A 23,237-nucleotide genomic window follows, 5' to 3' on the forward strand; every position below is an offset into this window, starting at 1 on the left:
AACTAAAACTTGTCAGACGCAGTTGTAATAATACCAACCTATAACGAAAAGGAAAATGTAGAGCGGATGACCCGTAAGGTCATGTCGCTGGAAAAAGACTTTCACATTCTCTTCGTTGATGATTCTTCTCCCGATGGAACGGCCACTATCATTCGTCACTTGATGGATGAATTTCCGGGGCGGATTTTCCTGGAAGAGCGCCGGGGGAAATTGGGACTGGGAACAGCCTATATTCATGGTTTCAAATGGGCAATTAACCGGAAATATGATTATATTTTTGAAATGGATTGCGATTTTTCTCACAATCCGGATGACCTTATTCGCCTGTACAAAGCCTGTGCGGAAGGAGGAGCCGATTTGAGTATTGGTTCCAGGTATACAAAAGGAGGGAAGGTCGAAAACTGGCCGATGAAACGGTTGTTGCTTTCATTCTTTGCCAGTATTTATGTGCGAATGATCCTGTGGATTTCTATCCGCGATACAACGGCAGGGTTCAAGTGCTACAAACGGAATGTGCTGGAAACGATCAACCTGGACGGGAATACATTCAAAGGATATGCCTTCCAGATTTGTATGAAATATGCGGCAGTTCGCCATGGATTTAAAGCAAAAGAAGTTCCGATTACCTTTATCGATCGCATTTACGGTGAATCAAAAATGAGCACAAGCATCTTTAAAGAAGCATTTATCGGTGTGTGGAAAATGAGAACGATGAAATTATGAGTAATTACCTGCTGAAGAATGCCGTTATTGTTAACGAAGGAAAAAAACAAAACGGTGATGTATACATCAAAGACGGAAAAATAGAACGTATCGGTTTTGACGTTACTGTCAGTGAAGCACATGAGTTAATTGATTTGAACGGAGCGTATTTATTGCCCGGATGCATCGACGATCAGGTGCATTTCAGAGAACCCGGGTTGACACATAAAGCAACAATTGCATCCGAATCCAGAGCGGCAGTAGCCGGAGGAATTACCTCCTTCATGGAAATGCCCAATACCGTTCCCAATACATTGACACAGGAATTACTGGAAGAAAAATACCAGCGGGCGGCAGCGACGTCGATCGCCAATTACTCTTTTTTCATGGGGGCTTCGAATGACAACATCGAAGAGGTCTTGAAGACAAACGCGAACACCGTATGTGGAGTGAAAGTATTCATGGGGTCTTCAACGGGAAACATGTTGGTGGACAATGAAACAACGCTCAATAACCTGTTTTCAAAAGTGCCGATGCTCATCGCGACACATTGCGAAGACGAAGCGACAATCCGGGCAAATATCGAACACTACAGAGCGATCTACGGGGAAGATGTTCCGGTAGAGATGCATCCGCTCATTCGTTCGGAAGAAGCATGTTATAAATCGTCGTCACTGGCGGTTGGATTGGCAAAAAAACACGGGGCAAGACTTCATATTTTACACATTTCCACTGCGAAAGAACTGTCGTTATTCGATAATTCCATTCCGTTGGAACAGAAAAAGATCACAGCCGAAGCCTGTGTACATCATTTGTGGTTCAGCGATGAGGACTATGCCGCAAAAGGTAATTTCATCAAGTGGAACCCGGCAGTTAAAAAAGCGACCGACAGAGCTGCAATCTGGCAGGCTGTACTCGACAACCGCATCGATGTCATTGCAACCGATCATGCGCCGCATACCATTGAGGAGAAGCAACAGTCTTATTTCAAAGCGCCTTCGGGAGGACCGCTCGTACAACATGCGTTGACAGCCGTGTTGGAACAATCAAAACAAGGGTTGATTTCCATCGAACGGGTTGTTGAAAAGATGGCACATGCCCCTGCGATCCTGTTTCAGATTGAAAAAAGAGGGTTTATCCGCGAAGGGTATTACGCTGACCTGGTTGTGGTAGAAGAAAAACCAATGACTGTAAATAAATCGGATCTGTTATACCAATGTGGCTGGTCTCCGTTTGAAGGGACAACATTTTCATATACCGTTTCAAAAACATTTGTAAATGGAAATCTTGTGTGGAACCACGGAAAAATCATGGAGGGGACAAACGGAAAACGTCTGAAGTTTGTTCGCGGATGAAAAAATGGTGGGTGATAGCAATAATTCTGGCCGGGATGGCTTCCTGTCAGATCGACTATTCAGATGTTTATTCTGAACCGGACGAATTGCTGACATCGGAGCAAATGGTGGATATTCTTACTGAATTATCCGTTGTAGAGGCCGCTTACCAGGCGAAATATATTCAGGTTTCCCGTTTTAGCAGTTTGTTGCAAAAGGAAGCAGATTCTATTTTCACAACCTTTAAAACAAATCGAACTGTTTTTGAAGAAAACATGACCTATTACGGGTACCAACGGGAAGAATTGAGGGAGATTTACCAGCAGGTAAAAGTAAACCTTGAAAAGCGAAAAAGCGAAATTAAAATTGATCCGGATGAACTGCCGGAGACCATACCGGTAAAAAAAGAAGATACGATCCCTAAAATATTAACAGAAGAGGATCTATAGAGCATCCGTTCTTCTAAATTAAGATTATATTTGCCCTTTATTTACAAAGTTTTTAGAATAAAATACAACGATACATGACTGTCTGGATTATATTTTTTGCACTGATTACACTTTTTCTTGCACTGGATCTCGGAGTTTTCCATAAAAAAGATTCGGTTGTATCGATGAAAGAATCGTTGATCTGGACATCAGTGTGGGTGACATTGGCATTGTTGTTCGGAATAGCTGTCTATTTTATTTATGAACACCAACTGTTCGGATTGAATACCCACGGATCTTCAGGTGCTGATGCCATTACGAAATATTACACAGGATATATCCTGGAAGAATCACTGAGTCTGGACAACATTTTTGTGATCGCGATGATCTTCAAATTCTTTAAAATACGACCTGAATTTCAACACCGGGTGTTATTTTGGGGAATCATCGGAGCCGTATTCTTCCGTTTGGTGATGATTTTACTGGGGCAGGCGTTCATAGAGAAATTTGAGTGGTCCATGTACGTATTTGGTGGAATCCTGATCTGGTCGGCAATCAAAATGATGAAAGATGATGACGAGGAAAGTGACTTTAAAGAAAGTATGGGGGTTCGTTTGCTGAGCAGGATTTACCCGATCGATTGGTCCATTCAGAATGGTCATTTCCTGGAAAAAGTAAATGGAAAAACAGTAGCGACTCCTTTACTGGCAACGCTTTTGGTTGTCGAATTTACAGACATTTTGTTTGCAGTGGATTCCATCCCGGCAATTTTCAGTATCACAGATGATTCGTTCATTATCTTCAGTTCCAATATTTTTGCGATCTTGGGCTTGAGAAGCCTTTATTTCTTCCTGTCGGGAATGCTTGACAAATTCAAATACATCAAATTTGCGTTGGTATTTGTACTGATGTTCGTCGGATGTAAAATGATTTTCCACCACCAGCTCACCTTCCTCAAGGAACATTCCTGGGTTTCCCTGGTTGTCATTTTGACGGCTCTTGTCAGTGGCGTAATTGCCTCCATGATTTCCAACAGAAAAGAAGAACGCAATTCAATTGACTAAAAATCAACACGTCCGGGCAACCAGTTGTTTTGCCAGAACAGAAACACCTGCCAACCGGTCAAATATTTCTTACCGATCGCTTGCAAATTGAATCTGATTTTAATTATCTTTGCTCCTGATGGAAAAGCAAATCATTCTGAACAAACGGCACATAGATCTGACTCTGAAACGCCTTTGTTATCAATTGATTGAGTCTCACAACGATTTTTCAAATGCTATCATCATCGGTTTACAGCCACGTGGAATCCATGTGGTGACCCGCCTCAAAAAACAATTGGAAGAAATTCTCGGAAAAGAAGTGATCTGTGGTAACCTGGACATTACTTTCTACCGCGATGACTTCCGGAGAAGAGAAAAGCCACTCATTCCAAGTGCTACCAACATTGATTTTGTAATTGAAGGAAAAAACATCATTATTGTGGATGACGTTTTGTTTACCGGAAGAACAATCCGTGCGGGTCTGGATGCGCTTCTTGCATTCGGACGCCCTGCCAGGGTAGAGTTGCTGGCATTTATCGACCGTCGCTTCAACCGGGATTTACCGATTCAGGCCGACTATATCGGAAAAACAGTGGACACCTTGAGCGAAGAACGGGTTTCGGTAGAGTGGAGTGAGACAGAAGGAGAAGATAAAGTTATATTGTTTACACCTGATAGTAATGAATAATTTAAGCGTAGAACATTTAACCGGAATAAAAGATCTGACACCAGCAGACATTGAATTGATTCTCAATACCGCTGAAACGTTCAAGCAAGTGATCAACCGGCCGATTAAAAAAGTTCCTTCGCTCAGAGACATTACCATTGCCAACCTGTTTTTTGAAAATTCCACACGTACACGGCTCTCTTTCGAACTGGCTGAAAAACGTCTCTCTGCCGATGTTGTCAATTTCAGTGCGGCGAGCAGTTCCGTGAAAAAAGGAGAAACATTGATTGATACCGTCAACAATATCCTGTCGATGAAAGTTGACCTGGTGGTGATGCGGCATCCGAACCCGGGAGCAGCTAAATTTTTATCTGAGCGGGTGGACGCGCGCGTCATCAATGCCGGTGACGGAACACATGAACATCCTACGCAAGCTTTACTGGATGCTTTTTCCATTCGTGAACAACTGGGAACACTGGAAGGGAAAAAAGTCGTGATCGTAGGAGATATTCTACACTCACGGGTGGCGTTATCAAATATTTATTGCCTGCAAAAAATGGGAGCGGAAGTAATGGTGTGCGGACCGACCACCCTGATACCGAAATATATTTCAGCGTTGGGAGTGAAGGTAGAACACAACTTACGTCGGGCATTGGAGTGGTGCGATGTAGCCAATATGCTGCGCATTCAATTGGAGCGCCAGGATATTAAATTCTTTCCTTCCCTGCGCGAGTACAGTATGCAGTTCGGTTTGGACAAGCAATTGCTGGATTCCCTCAACAAACGTATTATTGTGATGCACCCGGGCCCCATTAACAGGGGAGTGGAAATCACCAGTGACGTAGCCGACTCCGATCAATCCATTATTCTGCAACAGGTAGAAAACGGTGTCGCGGTGAGAATGGCTTGTATTTATTTGCTGGCTTCCAAGATCGGGCGATAGATCCGAAAGGCGTTGATAATTTGCGATGCAACACCGATAATTGATAAAAAATATTACTTTTGAGAAAATTAGATTGCTAATGAATTTCGAAACTACACAAAATCGTAACACGGCCATTGTAAAAACGCTGGTTGAGAAATTAGATGCTGCCAATGCGTCTTCGCTGAAGGCTGAGTTAGTCGTGTTAAACAAGAACGGAGTGAATACTGTTGTACTTGATTTTTCTGCGACAAAGTATTGTGATTCATCCGGTCTGAGTGCTATTCTGACAGCTAACAGGTTGTGTAAAGAATCCAGCGGGCAATTTATTTTGTGTGGATTGAATTCAACAGTTCGGAAATTAATTGAAATTGCGCAACTGGATAAAGTACTCTCCATTGCCGATAACCTTGAAGAAGCAAAGAAATTGATTTAAGTGAAATTTGAAGTAACCATTCTCGGCAGTAGTGCCGCCCTACCGACTTTACAACGCAATTCAACCGCCCAGTTCGTTACCTGCTGCAATCGGAGCATCCTTATTGACTGCGGAGAAGGAACACAAATGCAAATGCGCAAATTTGGTGTACGTTTCCAACGATTAGACATCATTCTCATTTCCCATTTACACGGTGATCACTTTTTTGGATTGGTTGGTCTGCTGAGCACAATGCGTTTGCTGGGAAGGGATGCCAAACTAACAATCATTTGCCCGAAGGGATTACCGGAAATCATTGTACAGCAATTGGAAGTCGGACATGCACAGCTGGATTTCGATATACGTTTCATTGAATTAACAGGTAAAGAACACGAAGTGGTGTATGAAGATAAATCAATGCTCATTGAAACAGTTCCGCTAAAGCATAAAATTCCGACAAACGGATTTGTTATTCGTGAAAAGCCGAAAGAACGGAAAATGCGAAAGGAATCCCTGGAACATCCGTTGATGAAGGTGGAATACATTCACCGGTTAAAAAAAGGGGAAGATATTGTGACCGAATCGGGAGATGTATTGAAATCACTTGAATTGACAGATGCATCGAAGCCTGCTTGTTCGTATGCCTATTGTTCGGATACCGCATATGCGGAGAAAATAATTCCTTTTATTAAAGATGTGACGGTTCTATACCACGAGGCAACATTTACCGAGCAGCACCGGGAACTGGCAAAAGCAACCATGCATTCGACGGCAAAACAAGCCGCTGAAATTGCCCGGCAGGCAAATGTTTCCCGACTTTACCTGGGACATTTAAGTGCCCGGTACGCAGATGGAAAGCAACACGAGGAAGAAGCAAAAGAAGTGTTTTCCAATACCATTTACGTGGAAGACGGAATGTCTTTTTTAGTGGAGAATTAAGGGGTTAAAACCATTTTGAATAACTAATTTATTGTTTTTTAAAAGTTTATATTTTTGTTTCCAACTCTGTTCCTGTAACTTGAACTTCATAAACTGAAAAATCGTTTAGTTATGAAACGAAAACCATTTCTCACGATCGCAGTCGTGTTGTGTGCGACAATACTCATGTGTGCATGTAAAAAGAAAGAAACAGGAATCTGTTACTGCAAATACCTGAGTGGCGACAAAAAACAATTTGATTTAAGGCATTTACCCCGTACAGAACAAATAGATAGTTGTTACGTCTACAACCAAAACGCATCTCATTTTGCAGGAGAATGTGAATTGGAGTAAAATGGTGGTAGAATAAAAAAGCTCTCTTGTTTGCAAGAGAGCTTTTACAGTATCGTATGAAAAGTTTACTTTACTACAAATTCATTGATGATCAGTTCTGCCAGTTCCGCGCCGATTCTGTCCTGTGCTTCCATTGTTGCAGCTCCGATGTGAGGAGTACATGCAATTTTAGGATGTGTTAGTAATTCTTTATTCGGATTTGGTTCGTTTTCATACACGTCCAATGCGCATGCGGCTACTTTTCCGCTGTTCAGAGCAGCGAGTAGTGCCATTTCATCGAATACACCACCCCGTGCCGCATTTGCCAGTCGTACACCGTTTTTCATCAACGCGAATTCCGCTGCGCCGATGACAGCACTTCCGTCTGCCTGCTTTGGAACGTGAATGGAAATATAGTCACATTTTCCCAACATGGATTTCAAATCTGTTTCCGTGGAGATCGAAACACTGACATCCTGGGAGTTTCCTAATTTTACAGGAATATTCACGGTACATGCCATGTTGTCCACGGCAATGACATCCATACCAATTCCCAATGCATACGAAGCAAGGCTTTGTCCGATTCTGCCGAACCCGATGATACCGAGTGTTTTTCCTCTCAGCTCAACTCCTTTTCCGTAATTCTTCTTCAAGGTATTGAAATCACCGTGCTCCATGTTCTTAAAGGAATCATTCAGGAAACGGGAAATGGAGAACAATTGGCCCATTACTAACTCCGCAACCGATTGTGAAGAGGATGCCGGCGTATTGATCACCGTTTTACCCTTTTCCCGTGCGTATGCCACGTCAATATTATCCATTCCGACACCTCCGCGTCCAATTAGTTTGAGTCCCGGGCATGCATCGATGACTTCTTTTCGAACAGTTGTTGCACTGCGCACCAAAACGATCTCATAGTTTTCCGTGTTGATGGCATTGATCAGATCTTCCTGGTTCACTTTGTCTGTGACAACTGTAAAACCTGCTTCTTCCAGTAATTGCTTACCGATTGCAGAAATACCGTCATTCGCTAAAATTTTCATTTCTGTTTATGCGTTTTTAGTTGCGAATTCTTTCATTACATCTACCAGTACCTGAACACTTGATAACGGAAGTGCGTTGTATAAAGATGCCCGGTAACCACCTGTTGAACGGTGACCTTTTAACCCGACAATTCCTGCATCATTCCAGGTTTTGTTGAATGCTTCTTCCAGTCCTGCATATTCATCTTTCAATACGAAAGCGACATTCATTTTTGAACGGTCTTCAACAGCAACTTTTGATGCGAATAACGGGTTGTTATCAATTTCATTGTACAGCAATCCTGCTTTTGCATTGTTGCGCTCTTCAGCGGCTTTTACTCCTCCCGTTGCAATCAGGTCCCGGAGGTTCAACATGGCCACATATACTGAAAATACCGGTGGTGTATTCAGCATCGATTCTTTTTCGTGTTGTTTTGCCAGGTTGAAGTACGTCGGCATAAACGGTGTTTTGAATTGACCGAGTACTTCCTCTTTTACGATGTACAATGTAGCTCCTGCAGGCCCCAGATTTTTTTGCGCTCCTGCATAGATCAGATCGAAATCGGAAACATTGATTTCTTTTGAGAAAATATCCGATGACATATCACATACCAGCGGAACAGTCGTCTTAATTTGTTCCTGGAATTGTGTTCCGTAAATGGTATTGTTGGATGTGTAATGCAAATAGTCCAGATCAGAAGGAATTGCATACCCTTTGGGGATGTAAGAAAAGTTTTTATCCTCGGATGAAGCCAACACTTCCACATCAACCCCGACAATTTTAGCTTCCTTGATGGCTCCGCTGGCCCATACACCTGTGTTGATGTACCCGGCCTTTCCGCCTCGTGTCATGTTTAATGCCGAGATCGTGAAACCTAAAGTTGCACCGCCCTGAAGATACAAAACAGTGTACCCGTCAGGTACATTCAATGCTTTTTTTACCAGTTCACGGGCTTCTTCCATCACAGCGACAAAATCTTTGTGCCGGTGAGATACTTCTAAGATGGATAGTCCGTTAAAATCTAAAACTCCTTTTGCAGCCTGTTCAAATACCGTCTGTGGTAAAATACAAGGTCCTGCCCCAAAATTGTGTTTCATTTTAAGATTATTTTTATGTACAACTTTTACTCCTGCAAAGGTGTTAGTTTTTTTTGTTTGGAAACAGATTTTGCGGAATAAAAATGAATGAATCTATGTTTAAGGAATTGTTACGCCTCCGATTCCTTTTTTGTCGGCTTTTTTTCAGCCGGAGCTTTCTTTGCTGCCGGTTTTTTCTCAACGGGCTTTTTCTCCGTTACGGTTTTTTTAGGTTTTACTTCTTTTGCAACGGTTTCCTTTTTTTCAGCCACCTTTTTGACACCCGCTTTAGGAGTTGCAGTTGACTTTTTGCGCTTTCTTGTTATCCCGTAGCTTCCTTGTGCACGTTTACCTTTGGCAGTCTTTTTATCACCTTTTCCCATAACTCAATAGTTTTAAATTTCCATTACTGACAAATATACCAAAGTTTTTCAATTGAGAGTCAAGAATTACGGGTTGTTTGCGGCTTTACAAAAAAATAACTTTTAAGCGTTTGATCACCTCCGGAACAACCTTATTCCCGTGCGGAATAATGCGTGTGCACCAGTTGATTTTTAACTTCACAAGTTCTTCAGGAGTCATTTTCCAGTTGATATCTGATTTTTCGAGGCGTGAGCGCAGCGCGTACATTGAAATAGCAGCAGAAACAGAAATGTTGAAGCTTTCAGTGAAGCCATACATCGGGATTTTAACAAATTCATCCGCCAGGCCGATGACGTCCTGTGAAATTCCGTCTCCCTCTGTTCCAAATACCAGTGCCATCGGTTTGTCAATGGAAACTGTGTCAATGGTGCAGTCATTTTCATGTGGTGTGGTCGCTAAAATGCGGTATCCTTTAGATTTTAGTTGTTGTAAACATGTGATGGTCGGGTTTTCGTCATTGTAGTTATACATATCGACCCATCTTCCTGCGCCTCTTGCGATGTCACGCTGAACCTGGTATTTACAGTCTTTTTCAATGATGTGTAAACTTTGAACACCAAAACTCTCGCAGGTACGCAATACCGCAGACGCGTTGTGTTCCTGGTAAATATTTTCCAGAACAACAGTAAGGTAATCAGACTTCATGGGAGCCAATCGTTCGAACATTTCCACTTTGCTCGGTGTAATCATGCCGTACAATTGTTCCAGAACTATTTCATCAAATGTTTTCATCGGGCTGCAAAGATGAAGAAAAATAAGGGAAATCGGAAGATGAAGCAGCAGAAAAGCTATCTTTGACACTCCATAAAAATGTATGAAAAGAGATTCTTCAACTATATTTTTTGTCTCCGGAATCGGAACAGATGTCGGAAAAACAGTCGTTGCTGCGATTCTGTCAGAGGCGTTGAACGCACATTACTGGAAGCCCATTCAGTCAGGAGACCTGGATCATTCAGATTCGATGAAAGTGCAAGGCTGGACAGAAAATGTAACAGTGCTGGAAGAATGCTACCGGTTGACAAAACCACTGTCTCCGCATACAAGCGCTCGTTTGGACGGTGTTACAATTACCACACAGTTTCCGATTCAGGAAGTCGATGGAACCCTTATTATCGAAGGGGCCGGAGGAGTGTTGGTTCCTGTTAATGATCGGGGGAATACCATTTCGGACATAGTCGCTTATTGGGATATCCCCGCGATTATTGTGGTAAAACACTACCTGGGAAGTATCAACCACACACTGTTGACGCTGGAATACCTGAAGACAAAAGGAATCCGGTTGGCCGGACTTGTTGTGACAGGAGAGGCACACGAAGAGTCGGAGAAAATCATTGAAACGATCACCGGAAATAAGGTGAACCTTCACATCCCTCTTGCTGCACAGGTAGATGCTGCTTTTATCCGGCAACAGGCACTGATTCACAAAGAAAAAATAGAACAATGGCTTCTTGGATAGAAAAAGACAACGCGTATGTGTGGCATCCGTTCACACAAATGAAAACAGCTCCGTTGCCACTGGAGGTTGTGGCTGCGAAAGATACTTGTTTTTATACCGCAACAGGCGAAAAATACATTGACATTAATTCGTCGTGGTGGGTAAACGTGCACGGACACGGAAATGAATACATCGGAAAAGCGCTTTCGGAGCAATTCTCAAAAATAGATCATACCATTTTTGCTGATGCCACACACCACAAAGCAATTGAACTGGCGGAACGGGTGTGTCAAAAACTTCCGGAAACGTTTCAGAAAGTATTTTTCTCGGACAACGGATCGACAGCTGTTGAAGTAGCATTGAAAATGATTGTGCAATACTGGTACAACCAGGGGATTCATAAACCAAAAATTCTGGCCCTGGATGGCGCTTATCACGGTGATACCTTCGGAGCAATGTCCGTAGGACAGCGGGGTGGATTCAACACACCTTTCGAACCGTATTTTTTTGATGTGGACTTTTTAGACTTTCCGACTGCGGAAAATGAACAGCTCATTCTGGAAAATGCGCGCCTGAAGATGGAATCGGGAGAAGTCGGGTGTTTGATCATCGAACCACTGGTGCAGGGATCGGCAGGAATGCGCATGTACCGGGCTGAATGGCTGGATGCACTTGTCCGCCTGGCACATGCGTTTGATGTGAAGGTGATTTTTGACGAGGTAATGACCGGATGGGGGCGAACGGGTAAACTGTTTGCAATGAACCATTGTGAAGAAGTTCCGGATATTGTTTGTCTTTCTAAAGGATTGACCGGTGGTACTTTGCCATTGGGACTGACCGTTGCCACGCTTGAAATTTACAACGCTTTCCTGAGTGATAAAAAAGCGAATGCACTATTACACGGACATTCATTTACCGGTAATTCACTTGCCTGTGCCTGTGCCTGCGCAAGCCTGGATTTGTTTGAACAACAAAAAACATGGGACAATGTAAAACGCATTGAAGGCTGGAATCAGCGCCTGATGGGAAAGCTGGAAAAACATCCGGCCATTTTCAATACCAGGATGACCGGTACAATTCTTGCCATTGAATTACGACAACAGGAAGGAACATCCTATTATTCAGCTATCCGGGATGAAATTGTGGCTCATTTCCTTGAAAACGGTATTTTTATCCGACCGTTAGGGAATGTTTTTTTCTTTAATCCCCCTTATTGTATTTCAGATGAAGAATTGCGGCAGGTGGAAGACGTGACAATGTGCTTTTTAGAAAAAATAATAGAAATGTGACACTGCTATGAAAACAACTATTTATTTACTACTTCTGAGTTTAATGCAGGTTCTTCATTCCACTGCACAACATGACCAATTTCCCCAGGCATGGGAGGGAAACTGGAGAGGAGATCTGATGATTTATTCTTCCGGGGTTGAAGGGAGTGGTCCTGCTCAGGTTATTCCAATGGAACTGGATATTCAGCCGCTGGGAGCAAAGCGTTGGACGTGGACAATTACATACGATATAGAGCAGGAAACCACCCGTGCGTATGAATTGGTACAGGATTCGGTAAGCGGTCAATGGATGATTGATGAAAAAAACGGCATTCAACTTCCCCAAATACGAATCGGCGGGCGGATTGTAAGTTCCTTCTCTGTGATGGGGAGCTTATTGATTTGCTATTACTGGTTTGAAAATGACGCGATGAACATGGAGATTCATGTAACAAGTACGAAGGAACAAAGTACAACAGGATTGGGAACAGAGGAGTCGCCGGAAGTAGGTAATCACTTTATCGGAACGTTTCAGAAAGCTGTTTTATACAGAAAATAATGCGTTTTTCTATTCAATAATACGGTAGGAGTATGGATTGATTTTCCACTTCCCGTTTTCTACGACCAGGTTATACCGCCAATTGTCGGAACGAAGTTCAAACTGATGTGCCCCTACTTTTACCAACTCAGACACATCTATTGACCGGATAATTTCAGTTAAATGTTCAATTACCTGCCGTTTTTCTGTTTCCGTCATCAGCATTCCGTCTGTTTCAAGATGTTTGTAAACTTCTTCTGCAATGGCTTCCGATTCATGTTCTTTGTATACGCACAGAAACTTTAATACGTAGACAATATTATTTTGCTCAAAGCCTTTGATAAGGGAATGAAACAATTCCTGAACAGTGGCCTGGGGGTAGTTGAATGCATCTTCCTTTACCCGTTCAATTTTATTGAGAGGTCGTTTCTTCGGTGCTTCGAATGCGGGGGATAATTTTTTCTTATTAAATGAGACGTCCGCGTAAATGCCGGGAATATGGTAGTAGAGGTTGTTCTCATTGATAACACGGATATAATTGTTGTTGATGGTGTCTTTTATGTTGAACCGGGATTCATCAGTGAGCGACCAACACACCCATTCGTTGGATTTATTCCGGTACCAGAGTTTATTTTTTGAAAGACGGTATGGTTCAGCGACCGATCCCAGAACGGCTCCGTTTCCGGATTGAATCTTTATAACATCCTGATTGTTTGCTCCTTTTAAAACAAACGTGTCTGAATAGTTTTTTGCCTTCGGGGAATCAAACCATTCAATGCTGATAAAGCATCCGTTCTCTCCTACTTGAATATGATCCTGTGAGACGTCGACAGAGACCCATTCATTTCCGGAAGTGCCCGATACAATACGATTGGATTGAGTGAGTTCTTGTCCCGGTTTTTTCTCAAGGGGATTACATGCATAGATGTGGATACGAATCGCAGCATCCGGAAAACCGGAATCGGTTAAATAGATGTGCACTTTTTTCAGAAAACCTGAAGAAGAATAAGGATTGGGAATCCAAACTGCTTTTTCCTCTCCGTTCTTTCCTGTATAGCTATATAGTTGAGCCACTCGTTCTGTTTTTGTTACACCCAGCTTTTTTGTTTGATCGTTTCGTTGCTGTGCTGCGACATGAACTTCTGCGAGGTTTTGAACGACAGGCTCCAGTTCAATGACGGATATCGATTGAAGTGCCTGGAAAGGAATGGTTGCCGGTTTATACCCAGTACAGGAAAATAAAAGTGTGTCCGATGCATTGAATGTCTCCGGATACTGAAAGATTCCATTCACATCGGAAATTATTTTGTGTACCTGTCCGATTGGTTGTAGTGTTACATAAGAAATGGATTGCTTTGTTTCACGATCGAGTACTGTAACCTGAGAGAAACTGTTGAGATGAATGAGAAGTGGAAGAAATAACCGGATGGTATTTAGTATCTTTTTTTTCAAGCGTATTACTGTTGATTGGTTTCTTCGTAAAACTATAATAAATAACGTTCAGTTTCAACCAGGAAACATAAAAACGTTGCTGGTTACATGTACTGTTGTCTGGTTTTTTATATAAACTTAAGCGCAATGAAGGAGGTGTCAATTATTTTGTCATCTTTGTTAGAACATGAATCCACAGCATGCCGAAAGCACTTAAAATACTGATTGGTATCTTCGTTCTTCTTTTCGCGGGAGCTGTATTGTTCGTTTATTTCCGGACGCGGCAACAATTGGATTATGTTAAAAATGAATCTTCCGAACAGGTTGAACCCGCTGTTTCAACATTGTATTTTCCAGTCTACATCGCAGTTGATGACCTTCAACAATTAGCTAACAAAAAATTGAAACGCATACTGGCGGAAGAGACTCAACCGATGAAAAATCAGAAAGATTCAGTGGAATTGAAAGTAACACGAACGGGAAATGTGACGTTCCGTCTGAAAAATGAACAACTGTATACCACAATTCCATTAAAAGTAGATATTGTTCTCATCAAAAAAGTAGGGAAGTCTGCTGTTCGGATTTTTGAGAAGCAACCATTGACTTTCACGATCTCCGCTCACCTGTTGTCATCTGTTGATTTGAATGAATACATTCAGCTGAAAACGAAAACACAATTGCAGTCTATCGAATGGATTGAGGAACCAGTTGCCGAAATTGCAGGTTTTCAAATCAACTTGAAAAAAATAGTAGAGAAGAAGCTCCTGGAAAAATCAACGGAACTAATTGCAACGGTTGATCAGGTATTAACGGAAAAAGTTAACCTGGTAAAGCCGGTTAAAAAGTCTGGACGAATCTTCAAAAAAACAAGCCGGTAGGGAAGGGGTACAGCGATTTTTACCTGCATGTTCAACCACAACATATGGGAGTACACATTGATCAGTCAATGGGAGACTCGATCCGGTTGAATTTAGCGGTGCAGTCAAAACTGTATGTGCGGCATGGTTCGGATACCAGCACCATTGAAAAGACCCCGTTTCCCAAAAAGATAGAAATTCTCAAACAATATAGCGGTGAACAACAAAGTACAATTCACCTGCATGTGTTACTGCCACTGCAGCAGGTGAACGATGCTGTCAACCTGCAGCTAAAGGGGAAACAGGTCCACATGAAGGGATTTACTTTTCGGATATCTTCCGTCAGTATTTCGAGCGGAACGAATAATTTAATTGGTGAAATCGGTATTTCAGGAGACTTAAACGGAATTGTTAAGACAAAGGGATTTCCGCAATTCTCGAAACAAGATGCAACGCTTACAATTAACAATATTGGCATTGAAAGCAGGTTGGAGGAAGAGTTGGTCAATTCGGCAACTGATTTGCTCCACGCAGAAATTCTTCAACTGTTAAATAAGTATGCAGTAATTGATGTAGCGGAATACCTGCAGGTGATTCCGACCTTGATAAAAGAGGGCGTGCAAAAGACAAAACTGGTTCAGAAGGCGGACGTAAGAATCAATGAGATCGATATCAATGCGGTGGATTTAAAACTTGGGAAAGACAACGTTCAGGTACTGATTACCGCATCCACAGATTTCGAAATCGCATTGAGAAAAGAAGGATTGAAGTTGAAAAAGATAGAAAATTACTGATTACTTAACCACTTGAATGTATCAGCTTCAATCATTTTTAGTTCATATAGAGTAAATTAAAGACAGGATGAATCAAACAGAAAACGAAGTGAGCTGTTGTGTGTCGCTGTGCCTGTTTTGCATATGACACCGATTGCCTGTATGTTCTATGTGGTTTTATAACCATAGCTTCCAATCACGATCGGGATAGATTGTCTCTGTTTATTGGTGTTATTTTTTCTTCTGTTATTCCTTTTTCATCCGTGAATCAGGGGCAAAAATGATTCTTCGTTTTTTAGAACAAAGTCAAAATTAAACATCAGATGAATTGGAAATCGACTCTTCTGTTGCGCTGCCGTCCTTCCGGCGTAGAATTGGTGTCGGCTGGTGCTTTTTCACCTTTAAAATCAAATTCCAACCGGTCTGCGCTTAGTCCTCTCGCGACAAAAAAGTCGATGATGGCTTGCGCACGTCGCTGTGATAAACCATCATTGTAGGCATCCGAACCATCAGAATCGGTGTGTCCCGTTACTTTTACCCGCAGGTCGGAATGTCCTTCAACGACATGAATTAATTTGTTCAGAAACTCATGAAATTCCGGTTTGATCTCTGATTTGTCATAATCGAAATAGATGGGTTGAAATACAAAATTATCGCGCTCTTTTTTTCGTATTTCAGGGGCATTCAATCCCTTTTTCAAGTCTTTTGCCAGTACGTCAAACCAATGATGAGATTCCGGATTTTCAGTTTCTCCGGGAAAAGAACCTTCTGCCCGGTACAAAACCACTTTTCCCATCTGATTTTTACATTCATTACTGGAGTAGGTTCCCTCGAGGTAACCCGTTTCCTGATTATAGGTGAGTTGGAATTGCATTCTGCACCAGCTGGTTCTGCTTCCTGTTGCTTTTTTTGAAAGCACTGTTTCATTGAGGGAGATTTTCCCTCCCTTTTTTTCTCCTTTTATATTTTTGATTGCAAAATCAGCGGAGTTGTAGAGCTCATTTCTAAACTTACCGGTAATTTCCCCTGTTTTTTGTTCGTTTAGTTCCAGATAGACGGCCATTCCTTTTTCAGGAGCAGTTCCGTTCGGGTAGAGGCTTCCTTTCCACAACCCTGTTTCAGACTGTCCGAATAGCGGGATTAGAAAGCAGACAAACGATATGAAACTAAAAAATTTACTCATGCTTATTGTATTCGGAGAAAAGCAAAAAATGTTCCGTTTTTCCGGGATTTTTGTTCTCCCGGATCACTTTTTCCCTTCTTTGTTTAACCAGCGATGGTATGCCAGGGCATTTTTAACGTGAACGATATCCGAATGTGTAAAATCGTGTTCTCCTGAATAGTCGGGTTTGGCACACATAAATAAATAATTATTTTCAGCAGGGCTTAAGACCGCATCAATTACTTTTTTAGGGACAATACAAATCGGCCCGGGAGGAAGTCCGTTGATTTTATAAGTGTTATAATCACAATCAATGTTTCTGTGTTTCCCCACCAGTCGTTGAACGCCATTTAATTCACTCCCCCAGCAAAACTTAAACGTCGGGTCTGACTGGAGTTTCATTCCTTTTTTCAGGCGGTTGAGGTACAAACGTGCAATGACAGGCCATTCGGCAGCAATCTTTCCTTGTTCCGCATAGACAATACTGGCCAGCGTGGTTGCCTGGGAAGGGTAGGCGAGTCCGATTGCTTTCAACTTACTTTTTCGTTCTTCTGTCCAGAATTGTTTGAATTCATCTGCCATTGCAGCAACAAATTCAGCTGCATCGGTATCGTAATACATTTCGTATTCATCCGGTAAAAAGAGTGCGGGCATCTGTTGGAGTGTGAAACTGTACTTTGATAACGTGGACGGCGCACTGATGTAATCGACAAGCGAACTGCTGTCTGCTGAGATGCATTTGGAGATGTTCATCCCGATGTCTTCAATTGTTGTGCACCGGTTGAAGAGCACCTTTACTTTCAGTTCCGCCACACCGTGTCCGTTTTCTCCCCTGGAAAATCCATGAGCGAGATCTGTGAGTTTGGTGCCTGATAAGATAACGTATTTTCCGGCGTCGAATGTTTCACCTGACAACTCTTGTTTTTCCAGTTGTTTTAAGAAGGGTTTCGTCTCGTTTAAAACCCCTTTTTCAACCAGGAATCCGGCAAGTGCATCTGCGGTCATGTCTTCTTTGATCAGCAGGGTGACTTCTGAGCGGTTAATTGTTTTTTGCGTGCCAAACAATAATTGTTTGATTTCGGCCCGTTTCAAATATGCCAATGCAATTCCGGCTGCAATGAAACCTATAATAATGATGCGTTTTGCCATGGGGCTTTTCAAAGAATGTTAAGGAAATATTTCAAAAATGTCAACACTATACCGTTTAATCAATAAAAACTACAGTTAAAATTTTTTGTCAAAACTAATCGGATACTTTTGTTTAATTTCAACGTCAAGTAGAAGTTCCATAAGAAAACATTATATAGATTGTTTTCATTTGTTTTTGGTTTAGGTGCCTGATGTTGAAAAATACATCAGGCTTTTTTTATGCTGTATTGCTGAGGTCATATTGTCATAAATGAATAACCGGAAGAAATAGTCAGTTCCTCTGCATTTGCTGTTAACAATGGAATCTGACGATCATTTTCAATCAGTGCCTGGATGAATGAGTTCATGGTTGGCAGGAAAGTATCCACAAAGAACGAGGAAGCAATCAAATCCGCATTTACTGTATCCGTATATTGTAGCAGTGCATCGATGTAAACACTTGATTTCGGAAGGTTGGCGATTTCGTATTTGACATTGTGTTCTTCAAATTGCTTGCGGACCACCAATTGATTGGCATGCGATTTACCTCTGAGCCATTCATCGTTGTCATGGTATCCGACCAGGTGAATTGTCGCATCAAATTGTTTGGCGATAAATCCTGCGAAATTGGCAATCTGAATGCTTTCCCGCTCAAAATTGAACGGCATCACGATTGTTTTTATGTCCGTCAGTGATCCGCCTTCCTGAAGAATGACAAATGGCGTTCCTGTACTGCTGACCAATCGAAGTGCGTGACTTCCGAACAGTTTTTGGATTCCTTTTGCCCCATGTGTTCCCATGACGATCAGGCTGGCCCCGATAATTTCGGCAGCTTTTGCAATGTCTTCGTAAATTCCTCCGATCAATACTTTCGTTTCAATCAACTCCTGATCTTCTGTCTGAAGCTCCTGGATAATCTGTTTAAACTGAGTTCTGGCAGTATCTCTTTCCGATTTTTTTGCAACAATATGAATGGCAAGAACAGAGCCGTTGTTTCGTTTAGCCAATGCGATTGCTGTTGTGATGGCTTCAATGGAAACCGGTGAAAAATCTACAGGAACTAAATAAATGGGTTTTTTCATGGTTATTATCTTTTAATGAACTAAAGTTACGTTTTTTATATTGAACTACACACCGGGGCATCAAATTCATTTACGATACATCACCTGTGTTCTGAAGCAGGTTCTTTTTGCTGGTGTCAATGAGAAAGTGTTTGTTGAGCAATTTTCTTCCAAGCAGAATGGGATAACGCATTCCGCTTCTGTCTGTCAGCGAAAACGGGGTGTTATAATCAATATCTCCCAACCGGATGGTACCTTTTATAACATAACGTTCCTGTATAATGCCATTGGAACTTTTGACACGTTTGACTTTGTACTTTTTAAAGAGTACCTCTTCCTTTCCTTTTTCAAACAAGACAAACAATAAATCATTTTCCAGTCGTACATTGACGATGTCAATACTGGAAGTATATGCTCCGGAATCTATTTTTACCGTTTTGTTCATCAATCCGAATGTGGGCAAATCCGCAGTCTCTTGTCTTCCGATAATTCGTTTATCCATACCAGGAAAATGTAAATGTTTCAAAAGTTTTCAGGTGTTAAATTTACCAAATCAGCTATATTTACCAAGGAAAAAGGAGGTTTAATTTTTTTTTCGAAAAAAGTTTAGGTGATTCATGTGTTATTAAATAAAATATTCGTAATATTGCACCCCGTTTCAGGCGGAGTGAATTAAGAAAGAAATTAAGAGTCATGAGCAATAATGTTATTATCAGAGAAATTCAAAACGAATTGGTAGAGCGTAAAGAGCTTCCTAACTTTGGAGCCGGAGATACAATCATCGTTTCGTATAAGATCAAGGAAGGAAACAAAGAGCGTACTCAGTTGTTTCAAGGTGTTGTAATCCAGCGTCGTGGAGAAGGTTCAACTGAAACGTTTACTGTTCGTAAGATGTCAGGAAACGTAGGAGTTGAGCGTATCTTCCCTGTTTCTTCACCGTTTTTGGAGTCCATCCAAATCGTGAAAAAAGGTGCTGTTCGTCGTGCTCGTATTTTCTACTTCCGTGAAAGAACAGGAAAATCAGCAAGAATCAAAGAAAAGCGTTCATTCGCAAAATAATAATAGTTCTGTTTGTAGAATTAGAAAGGGATCTTCAATCGAAGGTCCCTTTTTTATTTCAGAATTATGCCGAATTATGAATGTTGAAGAATCAACTCATCATACCGTCAACCCTTCATCAAATCATACTATCAACTCATCATACTGTCATCCCCTTACTGCTTCAGCATGCGCTTGGTTGCTGCGATCTTGCCATCGGCGACCAGTGAATAGGTATACATTCCCGTACTCAGATCGTTCGCATAGACGTTGAGCTGTCCCTCACCCCGTTCATGAATGTCCAGTGATTTGATTCGGGCACCTGTTGCATCGTGGAAGATGATTTGCGCGGTCTGTACACTGGAAGGAATGCGGTATGTAATCACGGTTGACTCTGCAAACGGATTCGGTACATTTTGATTCAGTACAATCGCTTCACCATTGCTCAACTCCACCTCCATGATGTGTCTCAGCTGCTCCTGTGCTTCCGGCCCGTTCTGTTCAACTGCTTGTTGACTGAGTTGACACAACAGCGGTAAAATTCCACTCAGGCAGTTTTCCAGCTGTGAAAGCCGATCGTTGAGTTCGCTGATTTGGCTTTGCAACGAGCCATTAGCTGCCTGCAATGAGTCAATTATAGTACTTTGTTCCTGGTGTCCTTTTACAAGAATGGGAATCAGCCCTTCGTAATTCATGGTTTTGAACTCGATTGCAGCAGCAGTTTCATTGCCCAGGCTGTCATATTCGGCAGGATAATGCCCTTGTTTGATCAATGTCGGGAGAACCGGCTCTACTTCTTGTGCGATTAATCCATATTGCATGTTTTGTGGCATGTGCATTCGCTCATAGATCCCGCTGTGCTTGTAGGCAAATGAAACCGGATTCAGGCTGTTCAGCGTGGCTCCTGCATCGGTAAGCGGTGTTATGTTTTCTTTCAGGTTAATATCCGAGGTTAATACGATATTCCCATTGGCAAAGACATCCCCTGTCAGGTGAGCAGCGTAGTTTGCCGTGGAGGCACCGCTTGCCACAGCATACAATCCATAGGCATGCGTTCCTCCGTGCCCGTTTGCCATGACACCATAATTCAACCCGGACGCATAAGACCCTGTCGCCCGTATACCAATCGTTTCAGTACCTTCCACCGCACGGAAGACACCAGCATGATTGTTCGATGCGGTCTGGCTTCCTGCTTCAGCGTATGCAAAAACAGCATAGTTTGCCACTGCATTCGCGGCGTGAAAATCTCCTCCTTTGTTCTGTACGTAGTCGGTGGTGGTATGTGCTCCCAGCGATTTTCCCTGTACACCGATGTGTTCGGTAAGTGCCGTCACCGAAAGGTCTTCATTGATCCCACTGACAGCGACCGTTGTTTGATTCACCACGGCAGGATGCCACTGATAGGTACTCAATTTGGCTGGAAGTATTTGAGAACAATCATACCCGATCCCGATGTGGTTCATTCCTTGCAGATCATTGCCTTCGAAATACAGGTTGTTATTGTTCAGGTTTGTCTTAACATCTGCAGTCAGGTCAGCCGCTGCTGTTGTATCTGTACAGTCAACAAAACCATTTCCAGCAGGTAGGTTTATATCCGCCCAATGCACCCGGTTGTGGTCTGCCGGGTCGATCACCAGTACCTGTGTGAGGGAATTGTCTTGTGTAACGGTTCGGATGCGGAGATCCCCGTCAATGTCCAGCTTGGCATCAATTGCATTTGCCGGAGCAGTGTTGGTGCCGTTTGCGGAAAAGTTTCCGATGCCCACCATTCCGTAGTTATTGGTTAGCGTAGAAGCCTGTCCGGGATGCATGCGCGCTACTTCCAGTCCGTCAGTGGAGGTGGAGACCGGATCTCCCGGATTGGTGGTAGATGTCGTGGTAGCGGTGAAGATAAAGCGCAAGTTATCCGGTCCTTCATTACTGACAGGTCCCGCAGACTGGTTGTCCCCCCAGCTTACCACCGCATCCAGGCGGTCGGTTCCTTCGGCTTTCAATCCTACGTATACATTATCCGTTCCGTTGGAAGTAAAGGTTCCGATGTCCATCCAGGGTCGCCATCCGTCATCCGCGCCGGGTGGAAAGGAGTTCAGACCGGTATTGTATCCCAGGTGGAGCAGACTCATCGGCCGGGTTACCGGTTGTGCCGGATTGTGGCTGACAGCCATACGGGTAAGGTTGGTACCGATACCGGCAGGATTGTGAATTCCCATGCCTCCTGCTGCCAGGTTGGTTGGCGTACCTGCCGACATAATGCGGACACGCTCCTGTGTGCTTCCATTTGTCACGTTAATGGAATTGGTGTTCACATTTGTAGAAAATAAAAGTGCTGCATTTTCCTGGTTGTAGACAGCTGCGGTTCCATTCACATTGACATTTGTGTGCCCGATGATTCCGATGCGTAGCCCGTCTGAAGCTGTTTCTCCCGTTCCGGAACCGGTTGTGGTGTTTCGGTTGGTGAACTGCTGCCACACGGAGCGAACATTACTCAGACTGTAATGTGCCAACGACTGTGGGCGGACATACAGGTTGTTCGGTGTTCCGGCAGCATTGATGCCAAAGGTATTTCCCAACCCGAATTCACCTGTGCCTGCAAAACGTGCGACGTGCAAGCCATCCAGGTCTCCGGTTTCCTGTAGGTTGGTAGTGCTGATAGCCGTATTTCCCGAACCACCCATAAAACGAATGGAGAAATCATCCGGTCCGTTGGTAGAGGAAGGATTATCCGACCAGGCAATGACTGTTTCCGTGACATCAAATCCGCTGCCTACGCGGCGCATTCCCAGGTACGACAAATCCTGGTTATCCGTAAGGGTGATTCCCGCCTGCATCCAGGGACGGTAACCCAATTCCTGTACAAAGGTGCCGTTTCTGCCATTGAGGTGCAGTAGTGAAAAAGGACCTTTGTTGGACCACAGAAACTGATTTCCGGGAATGGGACTATTTACACCCAAGCCCATGTAACCGGTAGTGTTGACGTTTTGATTCCAGCCATAATTGTTAATGGAATATTGGGGGACTATAGTAAAATCACCGTTCAATTTCATTCGTACATGTGCAGGAGAAATCCCTCCTGTAATTGTGTAAATGGGAGAATTCCATTTGGGGCCAAAAATATTGTTATTGGAACCGTTGTGGTTATTCCCACTTCTCGACCAGTATTCAATGCTATTAGTGCCCTGTCCGCCACCAACGGGGGCAATTTGTGCTATACCGGTGCCATAAACTAATAGTGCACCGGCAAATAATAATTTTCGTTTCATTA

Annotated in this window: 23 protein-coding genes and 1 pseudogene; 14 read left to right on the plus strand and 10 right to left on the minus strand. The window is 42.8% G+C overall.

The genetic code is table 11. The features are described 5' to 3' along the window. Positions 1-9: 9 nt before the first annotated feature. The 9 genes from H9Y05_RS05070 to H9Y05_RS05110 all read left to right on the plus strand — a co-directional run bounded on the left by H9Y05_RS05070 (position 10) and on the right by H9Y05_RS05110 (position 6,783). Complete coding sequence (locus tag H9Y05_RS05070; protein WP_163490725.1) at positions 10-723, plus strand: polyprenol monophosphomannose synthase; 714 nt, start codon at positions 10-12, stop codon at positions 721-723. Further along, positions 720-2,057, plus strand: coding sequence for a dihydroorotase (locus H9Y05_RS05075; protein ID WP_216713669.1), 1,338 nt, complete (start codon positions 720-722; stop codon positions 2,055-2,057). Before H9Y05_RS05070 ends, H9Y05_RS05075 begins: the two co-directional genes overlap by 4 nt. Before the next feature lie 11 nt (positions 2,058-2,068). Then, positions 2,069-2,485 (plus strand): DUF4296 domain-containing protein, encoded by a 417-nt coding sequence (locus H9Y05_RS05080; protein WP_163490723.1) that lies wholly within the window; start codon positions 2,069-2,071, stop codon positions 2,483-2,485. A 74-nt stretch (positions 2,486-2,559) separates the two neighbouring features. Beyond that, positions 2,560-3,528, plus strand: coding sequence for a TerC family protein (locus H9Y05_RS05085; RefSeq protein ID WP_163490722.1), 969 nt, complete (start codon positions 2,560-2,562; stop codon positions 3,526-3,528). 118 nt (positions 3,529-3,646) lie between these two features. Continuing rightward, positions 3,647-4,195, plus strand: coding sequence for a bifunctional pyr operon transcriptional regulator/uracil phosphoribosyltransferase PyrR (gene pyrR, locus H9Y05_RS05090; protein ID WP_163490721.1), 549 nt, complete (start codon positions 3,647-3,649; stop codon positions 4,193-4,195). Further along, the gene (locus tag H9Y05_RS05095) at positions 4,188-5,117 is read left to right on the plus strand and encodes an aspartate carbamoyltransferase catalytic subunit (RefSeq protein WP_216713670.1); all 930 of its coding nucleotides are present in this window, start codon (positions 4,188-4,190) and stop codon (positions 5,115-5,117) included. Before pyrR ends, H9Y05_RS05095 begins: the two co-directional genes overlap by 8 nt. Positions 5,118-5,196: 79 nt before the next feature. Continuing rightward, positions 5,197-5,532 (plus strand): STAS domain-containing protein, encoded by a 336-nt coding sequence (locus H9Y05_RS05100; RefSeq protein ID WP_163490719.1) that lies wholly within the window; start codon positions 5,197-5,199, stop codon positions 5,530-5,532. Beyond that, entirely contained in the window at positions 5,533-6,450 is a 918-nt protein-coding gene (locus H9Y05_RS05105) for a ribonuclease Z (protein ID WP_216713671.1), read from the plus strand. 111 nt (positions 6,451-6,561) lie between these two features. Further along, on the plus strand, positions 6,562-6,783 hold the full coding sequence (locus H9Y05_RS05110; RefSeq protein WP_163490717.1) for a hypothetical protein: 222 nt from the start codon (positions 6,562-6,564) through the stop codon (positions 6,781-6,783). Between the two features lie 65 nt (positions 6,784-6,848). Here H9Y05_RS05110 and H9Y05_RS05115 read toward each other — a convergent pair whose 3' ends face one another. From H9Y05_RS05115 to H9Y05_RS05130, 4 genes are all read right to left on the minus strand, one after another. Then, positions 6,849-7,805 carry a D-2-hydroxyacid dehydrogenase gene (locus H9Y05_RS05115; protein WP_163490716.1) on the minus strand — a complete coding sequence of 319 codons (957 nt, stop codon included), beginning with the start codon at positions 7,803-7,805 and terminating at the stop codon, positions 6,849-6,851. Between the two features lie 6 nt (positions 7,806-7,811). Beyond that, positions 7,812-8,882: a 3-phosphoserine/phosphohydroxythreonine transaminase gene (serC, locus tag H9Y05_RS05120; RefSeq protein WP_216713672.1), complete on the minus strand. Its 1,071-nt coding sequence runs from the start codon at positions 8,880-8,882 to the stop codon at positions 7,812-7,814. A gap of 110 nt (positions 8,883-8,992) precedes the next feature. Further along, positions 8,993-9,244, minus strand: coding sequence for a 30S ribosomal protein THX (locus H9Y05_RS16300; protein WP_235992115.1), 252 nt, complete (start codon positions 9,242-9,244; stop codon positions 8,993-8,995). A gap of 85 nt (positions 9,245-9,329) precedes the next feature. Then, positions 9,330-10,016 carry a TrmH family RNA methyltransferase gene (locus H9Y05_RS05130; protein WP_216713673.1) on the minus strand — a complete coding sequence of 229 codons (687 nt, stop codon included), beginning with the start codon at positions 10,014-10,016 and terminating at the stop codon, positions 9,330-9,332. A gap of 82 nt (positions 10,017-10,098) precedes the next feature. On the opposite strand from H9Y05_RS05130, the gene bioD reads away from it, so the two are divergent. From bioD to H9Y05_RS05145, 3 genes are read left to right on the plus strand one after another with little or no spacing between them, the layout of a single operon-like run. Beyond that, entirely contained in the window at positions 10,099-10,740 is a 642-nt protein-coding gene (gene bioD / locus H9Y05_RS05135) for a dethiobiotin synthase (protein ID WP_216713674.1), read from the plus strand. After that, positions 10,725-12,008 carry an adenosylmethionine--8-amino-7-oxononanoate transaminase gene (gene bioA / locus H9Y05_RS05140; protein WP_216713675.1) on the plus strand — a complete coding sequence of 428 codons (1,284 nt, stop codon included), beginning with the start codon at positions 10,725-10,727 and terminating at the stop codon, positions 12,006-12,008. The genes bioD and bioA overlap by 16 nt, the downstream gene beginning before the upstream one ends. A gap of 7 nt (positions 12,009-12,015) precedes the next feature. Continuing rightward, positions 12,016-12,546, plus strand: a complete 531-nt coding sequence (locus H9Y05_RS05145; RefSeq protein WP_216713676.1) for a hypothetical protein — start codon at positions 12,016-12,018, stop codon at positions 12,544-12,546. Between the two features lie 9 nt (positions 12,547-12,555). Here the strand turns inward: H9Y05_RS05145 and H9Y05_RS05150 are convergent, their stop codons facing one another. Continuing rightward, positions 12,556-13,977: a peptidase associated/transthyretin-like domain-containing protein gene (locus H9Y05_RS05150; protein WP_216713677.1), complete on the minus strand. Its 1,422-nt coding sequence runs from the start codon at positions 13,975-13,977 to the stop codon at positions 12,556-12,558. Between the two features lie 179 nt (positions 13,978-14,156). Between H9Y05_RS05150 and H9Y05_RS16305 the strand changes: the two are divergent. Further along, positions 14,157-15,607 (plus strand): annotated as a pseudogene (locus tag H9Y05_RS16305) (DUF4403 family protein). 298 nt (positions 15,608-15,905) lie between these two features. Here the strand turns inward: H9Y05_RS16305 and H9Y05_RS05165 are convergent. The 4 genes from H9Y05_RS05165 to H9Y05_RS05180 all read right to left on the minus strand — a co-directional run bounded on the left by H9Y05_RS05165 (position 15,906) and on the right by H9Y05_RS05180 (position 19,439). Further along, a complete protein-coding gene (locus H9Y05_RS05165; protein ID WP_216713679.1) occupies positions 15,906-16,769 on the minus strand; it encodes an OmpA family protein in 864 nt (287 codons plus the stop codon). A gap of 63 nt (positions 16,770-16,832) precedes the next feature. Further along, entirely contained in the window at positions 16,833-17,897 is a 1,065-nt protein-coding gene (mltG, locus tag H9Y05_RS05170) for an endolytic transglycosylase MltG (RefSeq protein WP_216713680.1), read from the minus strand. Between the two features lie 236 nt (positions 17,898-18,133). After that, a complete protein-coding gene (locus H9Y05_RS05175; RefSeq protein WP_216713681.1) occupies positions 18,134-18,958 on the minus strand; it encodes a universal stress protein in 825 nt (274 codons plus the stop codon). A gap of 70 nt (positions 18,959-19,028) precedes the next feature. Next, positions 19,029-19,439: an ATP-dependent zinc protease family protein gene (locus H9Y05_RS05180; RefSeq protein WP_216713682.1), complete on the minus strand. Its 411-nt coding sequence runs from the start codon at positions 19,437-19,439 to the stop codon at positions 19,029-19,031. 191 nt (positions 19,440-19,630) lie between these two features. On the opposite strand from H9Y05_RS05180, the gene rplS reads away from it, so the two are divergent. Continuing rightward, on the plus strand, positions 19,631-19,996 hold the full coding sequence (gene rplS, locus H9Y05_RS05185) for a 50S ribosomal protein L19 (RefSeq protein WP_163490703.1): 366 nt from the start codon (positions 19,631-19,633) through the stop codon (positions 19,994-19,996). A 155-nt stretch (positions 19,997-20,151) separates the two neighbouring features. On the opposite strand, the gene H9Y05_RS05190 is transcribed toward rplS, so the two are convergent. Next, complete coding sequence (locus H9Y05_RS05190; protein ID WP_216713683.1) at positions 20,152-23,235, minus strand: tail fiber domain-containing protein; 3,084 nt, start codon at positions 23,233-23,235, stop codon at positions 20,152-20,154. Positions 23,236-23,237: the final 2 nt, after the last annotated feature.

This window comes from Taishania pollutisoli (assembly GCF_014518315.1).
In the GTDB taxonomy this organism is placed as follows: domain Bacteria; phylum Bacteroidota; class Bacteroidia; order Flavobacteriales_D; family Crocinitomicaceae; genus Taishania; species Taishania pollutisoli.